Source organism: Pseudomonas sp. JUb52, from assembly GCF_004341115.1.
In the GTDB taxonomy this organism is placed as follows: Bacteria; Pseudomonadota; Gammaproteobacteria; order Pseudomonadales; family Pseudomonadaceae; genus Chryseomonas; species Chryseomonas oryzihabitans.
In genome coordinates, this window is the sequence record NZ_SLYS01000010.1 from 35,689 (window position 1) to 47,546 (window position 11,858).

The following is an 11,858-nucleotide window of genomic DNA, read 5'->3' on the forward strand; positions in this document are numbered from 1 at the left end:
ACTGCCGGGCGGCAAGGACGACCGGTACACGCATTCGATTCAGACGCCCTGTTAAGGACCTGACGACATGGCAAAACCCAATAAAGCTCGTTCCCGCAAACCCGCTGCCTTCATCGACGATCCGCTCTGGTACAAGGACGCGGTCATCTATCAGGTGCACGTGAAGTCGTTCTTCGACTCCAATAACGATGGCATCGGCGACTTTCCCGGCCTGATCGAGAAGCTCGACTACATCGCCAGCCTGGGCGTCAACACCATCTGGCTGCTGCCGTTCTATCCCTCGCCGCGACGCGACGACGGCTACGACATCGCCGAATACCGCGGCATCCATCCCGACTACGGCACCATGGCCGATGCCAAGCGCTTCATCGCCGAGGCCCATGCCCGTGGCCTGCGGGTGATCACCGAACTGGTCATCAACCACACCTCCGACCAGCACCCCTGGTTCCAGCGTGCACGCCGCGCCAAGAAGGGCTCGGCGGCGCGCAACTTCTACGTCTGGTCCGATGACGACCAGAAGTACGACGGCACCCGCATCATCTTCCTCGACACCGAGAAGTCCAACTGGACCTGGGACCCGGTCGCCGGCCAGTACTTCTGGCACCGCTTCTATTCGCACCAGCCGGACCTGAACTTCGACAATCCCCAGGTGATGAAAGCGGTCATCTCCATTATGAGGTACTGGCTGGACATGGGCGTCGATGGCCTGCGTCTGGACGCCATTCCCTACCTGGTGGAACGCGACGGCACCAACAACGAGAACCTGCCCGAGACCCACGCGGTGCTCAAGGAAATCCGGGCCGAGATCGACGCCAACTACCCCGACCGCATGCTGCTGGCCGAGGCCAATCAGTGGCCGGAAGACACCCAGCTGTACTTCGGCGATGGCGACGAATGCCACATGGCCTTCCACTTCCCGCTGATGCCGCGGATGTACATGGCCATCGCCCAGGAAGACCGCTTTCCCATCACTGACATCCTGCGCCAGACCCCGGAGATCCCGGCCAACTGCCAGTGGTCGATCTTCCTGCGCAACCACGACGAACTGACCCTGGAGATGGTGACCGACCGCGAGCGCGACTATCTCTGGAACTACTACGCCTCGGATCGCCGCGCGCGCATCAACCTCGGCATCCGTCGTCGCTTGGCGCCCCTGCTGGAGCGCGACCGTCGGCGTATCGAACTGCTCAACAGCCTGCTGCTGTCGATGCCCGGCACCCCGACGATGTACTACGGCGACGAAATCGGCATGGGTGACAACATCCACCTGGGCGACCGCGACGGCGTGCGTACCCCGATGCAGTGGTCGGTCGACCGCAACGGCGGCTTCTCCCGCGCCGACCCAGCCAGCCTGGTGCTGCCATCGATCATGGATCCGCTCTATGGCTACCAGGCGATCAACGTCGAGGCCCAGTCCCGCGATCCCCATTCGCTGCTCAACTGGACGCGGCGCATGCTGGCCGTGCGCAAGCAGCAGAAGGCCTTCGGTCGCGGCACCCTGAAGATGCTGTCGCCCACCAACAGACGCATCCTGGCCTACCTGCGCGACTTCACCAACGCCCAGGGCGAGCACGAGACCATCCTCTGCGTGGCCAACGTCTCCCGCGCCGCCCAGGCGGTGGAACTGGACCTCTCCAGCTTCGCCGGTCAGGTGCCGGTGGAAATGATCGGCGGCAGCGCCTTCCCGCCCATCGGCCAGCTGCCTTACATGCTGACCCTGCCGCCCTATGGCTTCTACTGGTTCTACCTGGCCGGCAACGAGCAGATGCCCGCCTGGCACACCGAGCCGCCGGCGCCGATGCCCGACTACCAGACGGTGGTCATCAAGCGGCACCTGCAGGAATTGCTGGAGGGTGAGCCACGCCGCATCTTCGAAGAGGTGCTGCCGGTCTATCTGCCCAAGCGGCGCTGGTTCGGTTCCAAGGACGAAGCCATCACCAGCGTGCGCCTGGACTACGCGGCCCAGATCAACACGCCCAAGCTGCCGGTGATGTTCAGCGAGGTGGTGGTGACCAATGCCAAGGGCGAAGAACGCTATGCACTGCCCCTGGGCTTCCTCGCCGAAGAGGACCAGCACTGCAGTCCGCTGGCCACCCAGCTGGCGCTGTCGCGCATCCGCCACGTGCGGCGCGTGGGCCTGGTGACCGATGCCTTCGCCCTGACCAGCTTCGTCCACGGCGTATTCGACGCCTTCCGCAAGGGCGCCAAGATCGCTTCGCCGTCCGGCGAGTTGAGCTTCGAGGTCTATGACCAGCCCGAGGACTTCGCGCTGGATCCGGACATCGAGATCAAGCACCTGGGCGTCGAGCAGTCCAACAGCTCGCTGATCGTCGGCGACCACCTGATGCTCAAGCTGATCCGCAAGGTGGCACCGGGCATCCATCCGGAAGTGGAGATGGGGCGCTACCTGGCCCAGGCCGGCTTCGCCAACATCGCCGCGACCCATGCCGTGGCCCAGCGCATCGCGCCGGATGGCACGCCGCACGTGCTGATGCTGGTACAGCAGCACATCCACAACCAGGGCGATGCCTGGACCTGGAGTCTGGACGGTCTGGATCGCGTCACCCGCGATCTGCTCAGCGGCGGCATCTCCGACGTGGAGAACGAATTCACCGCCATGGGCGATCTGGCGGCCTTCGCCGGCGTACTGGGCAAGCGCCTGGGCGAGATGCACCTGGTGCTGGCGCAGCCCACCGAAGACGCGGCCTTCGCCCCCGAAACCGTGGACGCCCAGGCGGCCAAGGAGCTGGCGCATCGCGTTCGCGTCCAGGTGGACGGTGCCCTGGACACCTTGCAGGGCATGAGCGACAAGCTCGATGCCACCGGCAAGGAGCTGCTGCAGGGTCTGGTCGGCAAGCGCGAAGCCCTGGCCAAGCGCATCGAGGCCCTGGCTGCTGATGTCGAAGGCGGTCTGCGCATCCGCGTACATGGCGACCTGCACCTGGGTCAGGTGCTGGTGGCCCAGGACGACGCCATCCTCATCGACTTCGAAGGCGAGCCGGCGCGGTCGCTGGAAGAGCGGCGCGGCAAGTACGGTCCGCACAAGGACGTCGCCGGGGTGCTGCGCTCCTTCGACTACGCGGCGGCCATGGTCACCCAGTCGAGCAACGCCGGCGCCGATACCTCGGAAGAGCATCTGCAGCTGCGCGCCAAGGCGGCGGAGACCTATCGCAATGCTTCCTACGCGGCCTTCCTGGAAGGCTATCGCGCGGCGGCGGCCGGCATCGGCCACCAGTGGGGCGAGCGCGGCGAGCAGGCGGCGCTGGATCTCTACAGCCTGGAGAAGGCGGTGTATGAGATAGGCTACGAGGCTGCCAACCGACCCACCTGGATCAACATCCCGCTACGTGGCGTCGCTGCCATCGTCGAGACCCTCTTGTCCGGAGCCCGCGCATGACCGATCACAACACCGCTCCCGTCGCTCCCCTGGACGACGCCCGGCTCTCGGCTGCCGAAGCCGAGTCGCTGGCCCGCGGCGAGCACGGCAATCCCTTCGCCGTGCTCGGTCCCCATCCCGATGGCGAGGGCGTGATCGTCCGCGCCTTCCTGCCCAATGCCCTGGGCGTCGAGCTGGTCGATCGCGTCAGCGGTCGGCCCCTGGCCCAGATGCAGCCGGGGCGGGTGCCCGGGCTGTTCGTCGCGCGGCTGGAATATGCCGCGCCCTACAAGCTGGTCATCCGCTGGCCCAGTGGCGTGCAGGAGACCGAGGATCCCTATTCCTTCGGTCTGCTACTGGGGGAGACCGATCTCTATCTGTTCAACGAAGGTCGCCACCGTAACCTCGGCGAGACCTTTGGCGCCCAGCGCTGCCAGGTCGACGGCGTGGAAGGCGTGCGCTTCGCGGTCTGGGCACCCAATGCCCGCCGCGTCTCGGTGGTTGGCGACTTCAACAGCTGGGACGGGCGCCGCCTGCCCATGCGCCTGCGCGCCAACAGCGGCGTCTGGGAGCTGTTCGTGCCGCGCCTGCCGGTCGGTACTTCCTACAAGTACGAGATCCTCGGCCAGCACGGCGTACTGCCGCTCAAGGCCGACCCCATCGCCCTGGCGGCGGAATTGCCGCCGCGCACCGCCTCGGTGGTGGCCGACAACAAGCCCTTCACCTGGCACGACCAGGACTGGATGGCCCGCCGTCGCGAGCTGCAGGGCGTGGAAGCGCCGATTTCGGTCTATGAACTGCACGCCGGGTCCTGGCGCCGCGAAGGCGGTGACGAGGGGCGCCAGTACAACTGGCGTGAACTGGCCGAGCGCCTGATTCCCTATGTACGCGAGATGGGCTTCACCCATATCGAGCTGCTGCCGATCATGGAGCACCCCTTCAGCGGTTCCTGGGGCTACCAGCCACTGGGCCAGTTCGCGCCCACCTCGCGCTTCGGCACCCCGGCGGATTTCGCCGCCTTCGTCGACGCCTGCCACCAGGCCGACATCGGCGTCATCCTCGACTGGGTGCCGGCGCATTTCCCCACCGACGAACACGGCCTGGCCCGCTTCGACGGCACCGCTCTATACGAATACGAGCATCCGTTCGAAGGCTTCCACCAGGACTGGAACACCTACATCTACAACCTGGGGCGCCATGAGGTGCACGGCTTCATGCTGGCCTCGGCCATGCACTGGCTCAAGCATTTCCACATCGACGGCCTGCGGGTGGATGCCGTGGCTTCCATGCTCTACCGCGACTATTCGCGCAAGCACGGCGAGTGGATCCCCAACATCCACGGCGGTCGCGAAAATCTGGAAACCATCGCCTTCCTGCGCCACCTCAACGAGGTGGTCCACGAGGAAGCGCCGGGTGCGCTGGTGATCGCCGAGGAATCCACCTCCTGGCCGGGTGTGAGCGCACCGGTCAGCGAAGGTGGCCTGGGCTTCGACTTCAAGTGGAACATGGGCTGGATGAACGACACCCTCCACTATGTGGAAGAGGACCCGGTCTATCGCCAGTACCATCACCACCAGATGACCTTCGGCCTGGTGTACGCCTGGTCCGAGCGCTTCATGCTGCCCATCTCCCACGACGAGGTGGTGCACGGCAAGGGCTCGATGATCGAGAAGATGCCAGGGGACGTCTGGCAGAAGTTCGCCAATCTGCGCACCTACCTGAGCTTCATGTGGACCCACCCGGGCAAGAAGCTGCTGTTCATGGGCTGCGAGTTCGGCCAGTGGCGCGAGTGGAGTCATGACCGCGAGCTTGACTGGTTCCTCCTGGAGCACGGCACCCACCGCGGTGTGCAGCAGTTGCTTGCCGATCTCAACCAGCTCTATCGCCATGAGCCGGCGCTGTACGAGCGCGACCACCTGCCCGAGGGATTCGATTGGGTGGTCGGCGACGACAATGGCAACAGCGTCTTCGCCTGGTTGCGCAAGGATGCCCAGCAGCGGCCTTTGCTGGTGATCGCCAACTTCACGCCGGTACCGCGGCATGACTACCGGGTAGGCGTGCCCTCGCTGGGCCATTGGCAGGAGATCTTCAACAGCGACGCCGAGCGCTACGGTGGCTCCAACCTGGGCAACGGCGGCGGGGTGAGCGCCGAGGAGATCGGCGCCCATGGTCAGCCGGCCTCGCTGAATCTGCAGTTGCCACCCCTCGGTGTGCTGGTGTTCAAGCCGCAGGGCTGATCCGGGAGCGTCCCGCAAGGGACGCGCTGCGCTGACAGGCATCCCCGTTCTGGGCGATGCTTGTCAGGCATCTGGCAACCGAGAGCACCATGATCGATCTCGCCGAATGGAATCTGACGGTTCCCGTACCCATGCCCGTGGCCCAGGTACAGACCGCCGAACTCAACAGCAGCGCCTTTCGCAGCCCCTATCTCATGCGTGGTGAGGGAGGGTCGCTGCTGTTCTGGGTCCCCGTGACCGGAACCCCGCAACCCTTCAACAGCTATCCCGCCACCGAGTTGCGCGAAACGCGTCCGGACGGCAGCGCCTATGCTTGGAAATATCGCGAGGCCGATGCGCTGCTGCAGGCCGAAGCGGCGGTGCAGCAGGTGCCCTCACGCCCCGAGGTCATCATCAGCCAAATCGAGGACCAGACCGCCGCGCCGGAAGCGTCCCAGGCGTTGTTGCAGCTGGTCTATCGAGTGGAAAGCGCGGCCACTGGCAAGGGGCAGGTCGAGCAGGGCCAGCTCATCGCCCGGTTGCGGGAAAGCCCCACCGACAGCCCCAAGGACGTCATCCTGCTGGAGCATCTGCCGCTCAACAGTCGCTTCAGTTATGACATCAAGCTGGCGCGTACCGGGGTGCTCACTGTACGCGCCCATGGAGCCGGTTCACGCAACGGAGACCTGGGTCTGCAACTGGACAGCGCCTGGAGCAGCCATCACCTGTATTTCAAGGCGGGCGCCCGCTTGCGCGATGGGGAAGGGCCCGCCACCGAGGGCGGGCGTGTGCTGTTCTACCGGCTGATCTCCATGCACCAGCCCAACAACCGATAGGGCACGCCCTAGGTGGCGTGCTTTTCCTGCTGCTTGCGCTCTTCGCGGCGGTCGTTGCTGACCTTGAGCTTCTTGGCGCGGCTCTCCAGGGCGAAGTAGAGCACGGCGGCGATCAGCAGCGGGACGATGAAGTACAGGGTCCGGTAGCCGAGCAGGGCGGCGATGATCTTGCCCTGGGAGAGGCCGTCGTTGGCCAGCAGGGCGATGAACACCGTCTCCAGCACCCCGACCCCGGCCGGGATATGCACGATGACCATGGCGATGCTGGACAGCAGCAGGACGCCGAGCACGTGCAGATAGTCCACCTGACGGCCCAGGAACAGGTAGACGATGGCGGCCATGGCCATCCAGTTGATCGAGGACACCAGCAGCTGCAGACAGGCCATGCGCAGCGAGGGCAGGGCGAGGCGCTGCTTGCGCACCGTCCATTCGCGTTGCTTGGCGAAGGCGCAGACGCCCAGGTAGAACACGATGAAGGCCAGCAGACCAAAGCCGATCAGGCGCAGCGTGGTATCACCGACGAACCAGTTGGGCGGCATGTCCACCACGCCACTGACGAAGATGCCGCCCGCGAGCAGGACGTACCCCAGCCAGTTGGTGGCGATGCTCAGGGAAAAGATCCGGGTGATGGTGCCGCTGGAGAGGCCCAATCGCGAATAGAGGCGATACCTCATGCCGATGCCGCCGACCCAGGTGCTCAGGGTCAGGGTGAAGGCGTAGCAGATGAAGGACACCAGGAACACCTGGCGCTTGACCAGCTTGTGGCCGCAATAGGCGCGCCCGATCAGGTCGTAGCAGCCATACATGATGTAGGACAGCACCACCAGGCCACCGGCCATGGCCAGGGTGGTCCACTTGTAGCCGGTGAAGACCTTCCAGACTTCGCCCCAGTCGACCTTGCGGGCATAGATCACCAGCAGCACCACCACCGCGATCAGAAACACCCAGGTCAGGATCTTCTTGGCCAGCACCCAGTGCTTGTTCTGCGGCTTGTCGGCGGCCTGCTGGTCCACCTCGTCGTCGGCGTGGTCCAGGGTGTCGCTGTGGCTGCTCATCGTTGCGGATACCTTGAGATCGAGGAATCGACCCGGTCCTGGGTTTCGAGCTCGGGCTGCACCGGTGGACTCACCAGTTCGATCTTGGGGGTATGACCGGGCAGCCAGCCGACCCAGGCGGGAAAGTGGCGCAGGAAGTGGAAGACCAGCATCGTCTTGGCCAGGTGCCAGTAGGTGCGTTTGGGCACCTTGCTGCTGTCGACGTGCTCGCAGTGATTCTGGATCAGGGTTTCCAGGCGACCGCGCAATTCACGGTTGAAGGCATGGTCGTGGAAGATCAGGTTGCATTCGAGATTGAGCGAGAGACTCAGGGGGTCGAGATTGCTCGAACCCACGGTGGACCAATGCTCGTCCATGGTCGCCACCTTGCCATGCAGGGGTCTCAGGCAATATTCGTAGATCTCCACCCCGGCCTTGACCAGGTAGTTGTAGAGCATCTGGGCGCCGACCTTGACGATGGCCATGTCCGGTTCGCCCTGCACGATCAACACCACGCGGACGCCGCGCTGCGCCGCGTTGCGCATCTCCCTGAGCAGTCGATAGCCCGGGAAGAAATAGGCGTTGGCGATCACCACCTCGCGCTTGGCGTTGCGCAGCATCTCCAGGTAGTGCTTTTCGATATCGGCGCGGTGCTCGTCGTTGTCGCGGAATACCAGCAGCGCCTGGGCATTGCCGGGATTGCGATTGTCGGCCGGCTTCTGCGAACGCTTGCCCCACCAGCGGTGGGTCTCCTCGGGAGAGTTGATGGCGTCGCGCGCGAAGCGATGGATGTCGTCGACGATGGGGCCTTCGACCTCGACGGCGTAGTCCTGCTTGGCCTCGGGCCCGAAATCGCCCAGGTGCTCGGCGGAGTAGTTGATGCCGCCGATGAAGCCCAGGCGGGCATCCACCACCACGATCTTGCGATGCAGGCGGCGGAAGAGGTTGGTCCTCATGCCCAGGACCAAGGGGCGCGGATCGTAGTAGCGAAAGCGCACGCCGGCATGGACCATCTCGTCGATGAAGGCCTGCGGCAGGTCCGGCGAGCCATAGGCATCCACGGTGATGTCCACCCGGACACCGCGCTTGGCCGCCGCGACCAGCTCCTCCTGCAAGGCCTTGCCGACCTTGTCGTGGAAGAGGATGAAGGTCTCGATGATGACCTCGCGCTCGGCTTCGCGGATCGCCTCGAAGACCCGTGGAAAGAAGTCCTCGCCGTTTTCCAGCAAGGCGATGCGGTTTCCGTCCCGCCATTCGAAGTTCATAGGTGGAAGTCCGCAGCCAGGGGAGCGTGGTCGGAGAGGTGCGACCACGGTTGATTGCCCAGCACCTGTGGGCGCCCGACACTGACGTTACGGGTATAGATGCGATCCAGGCAGAGCAGGGGACGCTTCGCCGGGAAGGTCTTGGGCAAGCGCCCCGCGGTCTTCATGAATACCTCTTCGAGGCCCGCGCCCTGGCCCAGGATGTCGTTGGCCTTCTGGCGCCAGTCGTTGAAATCCCCCGCCACCACGACGGGGGCGTCGCTGGGCAGGGAATTGATGTGTTCGCAGATCAGCTTCATCTGCATCTGGCGGTGCTTTTCCCGCAATCCCAGGTGTACGCAGATCACGTGCAGATCCACACCCTGATCCGGAACACGCAGGACGCAATGCAGCATCCCGCGCTTTTCCGGTCCGGCGATGGAAATGTCGAAGTTGTCGTAACTGACGATGGGAAACTTCGACAGCACCGCATTACCGTGATGGCCGTCCGGGTAGACCGCATTTCGCCCGTAGGCGAAATCGGTCCACATGGAATCGGCCAGGAACTCGTACTGCGGCGCCGCCGGCCAGTTCTCGAAGCGCAACGGGTGCTTTTCGTGGGTACCCAACACCTCCTGCAAGAAGACAATGTCCGCTGACACCGTCCGCACCGCCTCGCGCAATTCCGGCAAGATGAACTTGCGGTTGAAGGACGTGAAGCCCTTGTGCGTGTTGATGGTCAGGACCTTGAACGAAAAACCCTGTTGCGCGTCCGTCATGCCTGGCGCTTCCTCCGCTTGGTCTGGGTCAGCTCGAACAGCAATACCGAGCGTCCGGTGACCTGATAGGTGTCTCCGAAATTGAAGACGTCGCCGGCATCCAGGTCGGGCTGATTGGTATCCAGCTGCAGAGACCAATGCTCGCCCATGGGGACTTCCGGCAGAGTGAAATCCACCACGTCATAATGAGCATTGACCAGAATCAACAGCGAGGTATCCGCGCCCTTGCGACGAATGCCGGTCGGCTGAGCGCGACCATCCAGGAGGATGCCCATGCACTTGTTGCTGCCATCCTGCCACTGCTCGACGCCCATCTCGTCACCGCTGGGTTGCAGCCAGGTCACGTCCTTGACACCCAGTTCCTCGTTGTAGACGCCGGTGAAGAAACGGCTACGACGCAGCAGCGGATAGCGACGACGCAGGTCGATCAGGTTGCGCACGTACTCCTGCAGCTCGGCGCTCTTCTCGCTGATCTCCCAGTTGACCCAGCCGATCTCGCTGTCCTGGCAGTAGGCGTTGTTGTTGCCACCCTGGGTCCGCGCGAATTCGTCACCGGCCAGCAGCATCGGCGTGCCCTGGGATAGGAAGAGGGTGGCGAGCAGGTTGCGCATCTGGCGATAGCGCAGCTCGATGATTTCCGCGTCGTCCGTCTCGCCTTCGACGCCACAGTTCCACGACAGGTTGTGGGAGTGACCGTCGTTGTTGTCTTCGCCGTTGGCCTCGTTGTGCTTGTCGTTGTACGACACGGTATCGGCCAGGGTGAAGCCATCGTGGGCGGTCACGAAGTTCACGGACGAATAGGGCTTGCGACCGCGACGATTGAACTTGTCGCCGGAGCCCAAGAAGATCTTCGCGAAGTCGCCGATCTTGTCTTCGTCACCCTTCCAGAAGGCACGGGCGGTGTCGCGGAAGGTGTCGTTCCACTCCATCCAGCCGGGCGGGAAGTTGCCCACCTGATAGCCACCAGGACCGCAGTCCCAGGGTTCGGCGATGAGCTTGGTCTCGGCCAGGATCGGGTCCTGACGGCAGGCGTGCAGGAAACCGCCGCCCTCGTCGAAGCCGTCCGGCTCGCGACCCAGGATGGTGGCCAGGTCGAAGCGGAAGCCGTCCACGCCCATCTCGGTGGCCCAGTAGCGCAGCGAGTCGGTCACCATCTGCAGCACGCAGGGGTGGCTCATGTTCAGAGTGTTGCCGGTGCCGGTGTCGTTGATATAGTAGCGCGCATCATCGGGCATCAGGCGGTAGTAGTTGGCGTTGTCGATGCCCTTGAGCGAGAGGGTCGGGCCCATCTCGTTGCCTTCGGCGGTGTGGTTGTAGACCACGTCGAGGATCACCTCGAGGCCGGCGTTGTGCATGCGCGCCACCATCACCTTGAATTCGCCGATGGACTGGCTGGCCATGTAGCGCGAGTGCGGGGCGAAGAAGGCCAGGGTGTTGTAGCCCCAGAAGTTTCTCAGGCCCTTTTCCAGCAGGTGGTTGTCATCGAGGAAGTAGTGGATCGGCATCAGTTCGACGGAGGTGATGCCGAGCGACTTGATGTAGTCGATGACCTCGCTTTCCTGCAGACCGGAGAAGGTGCCGCGAGCGCTTTCCGGAACGGCCGGGTGCTGCATGGTGTAGCCACGGACGTGGGTCTCGTAGAACACGGTGCGATCACGCGGGACCCGCGGGTGGGTGGTGTTGCCCCAGGTGAAGGCGGGGTCGATGACGCGGCAGCGCGGCATGAAGGGCGCGCTGTCACGCTCGTCGAAGGACAGGTCGCCATCGGGGTGGCCGATGGTGTAGCCGAACAGGGCGTCGTTCCACTCCAGCTCGCCGACGATCTGCTTGGCATAGGGATCGATCAGCAGCTTGTTGTGGTTGAAACGATGGCCATTCTGCGGCTCGTACGGGCCGTGCACACGGTAGCCGTAGAGGGTGCCGGGGCGGGCGTCGGGCAAATAGCCGTGCCAGATTTCGTTGGTGAATTCCGGCAGTTCGATACGCTCGATTTCTTCCTTGCCTTCGTCGTCGAAGAGACAGAGTTCCACCTTGGTGGCGTTGGCGGAAAAGATGGCGAAGTTCACGCCGGAGCCGTCCCAGGTGGCGCCCAGGGGGTAGGGCAGGCCTTCACGAACACGAGACTTGGACTTGCTGATGAAAGTGGTCGCTTCGGTTAACGGCTTGTTGGACTCGGTTGAAGTCATTTCGACGCTCTCGGGATAGCTAGGAAGGAAGTAGCTCTGACTCGGCTCTCAATACCTGCCGGTGGCTGAATCGATACAGATCCGGCTACCTGCATATGAAAGGCCCGACGCAGCGCAGTTCCGAGCCCTGATGGCGAACCGACAAAGCGTTGTTTTTTCAAGAAAAAATCAGGAAAACGACAATAAC

The 11,858-nt window shown here is 63.8% G+C and carries 7 protein-coding genes; 3 read left to right on the forward strand and 4 right to left on the reverse strand.

Features of this window, described 5'->3' with window-relative positions:
- Positions 1-67: 67 nt before the first annotated feature.
- The 3 genes from treS (at position 68) to EC839_RS16890 (ending at position 6,428) form a co-directional block, all read left to right on the forward strand.
- Complete coding sequence (gene treS / locus EC839_RS16880; protein WP_007161826.1) at positions 68-3,397, forward strand: maltose alpha-D-glucosyltransferase; 3,330 nt, start codon at positions 68-70, stop codon at positions 3,395-3,397.
- Positions 3,394-5,613, forward strand: a complete 2,220-nt coding sequence (gene glgB / locus EC839_RS16885) for a 1,4-alpha-glucan branching protein GlgB (protein WP_007161825.1) — start codon at positions 3,394-3,396, stop codon at positions 5,611-5,613. The genes treS and glgB overlap by 4 nt, the downstream gene beginning before the upstream one ends.
- Positions 5,614-5,702: 89 nt before the next feature.
- On the forward strand, positions 5,703-6,428 hold the full coding sequence (locus tag EC839_RS16890) for a polysaccharide lyase family 7 protein (protein ID WP_007161824.1): 726 nt from the start codon (positions 5,703-5,705) through the stop codon (positions 6,426-6,428).
- An 8-nt stretch (positions 6,429-6,436) separates the two neighbouring features.
- Here EC839_RS16890 and EC839_RS16895 read toward each other — a convergent pair whose 3' ends face one another.
- The 4 genes from EC839_RS16895 to glgX are packed head-to-tail and all read right to left on the reverse strand — an operon-like array spanning position 6,437 to position 11,671.
- Positions 6,437-7,483 (reverse strand): YbhN family protein, encoded by a 1,047-nt coding sequence (locus EC839_RS16895; protein WP_007161823.1) that lies wholly within the window; start codon positions 7,481-7,483, stop codon positions 6,437-6,439.
- The gene (gene clsB, locus EC839_RS16900; RefSeq protein WP_007161822.1) at positions 7,480-8,727 is read right to left on the reverse strand and encodes a cardiolipin synthase ClsB; all 1,248 of its coding nucleotides are present in this window, start codon (positions 8,725-8,727) and stop codon (positions 7,480-7,482) included. The genes EC839_RS16895 and clsB overlap by 4 nt, the downstream gene beginning before the upstream one ends.
- Positions 8,724-9,485: an endonuclease/exonuclease/phosphatase family protein gene (locus tag EC839_RS16905; RefSeq protein WP_007161821.1), complete on the reverse strand. Its 762-nt coding sequence runs from the start codon at positions 9,483-9,485 to the stop codon at positions 8,724-8,726. Before EC839_RS16905 ends, clsB begins: the two co-directional genes overlap by 4 nt.
- Entirely contained in the window at positions 9,482-11,671 is a 2,190-nt protein-coding gene (glgX, locus tag EC839_RS16910) for a glycogen debranching protein GlgX (RefSeq protein WP_007161820.1), read from the reverse strand. Before glgX ends, EC839_RS16905 begins: the two co-directional genes overlap by 4 nt.
- Positions 11,672-11,858: the final 187 nt, after the last annotated feature.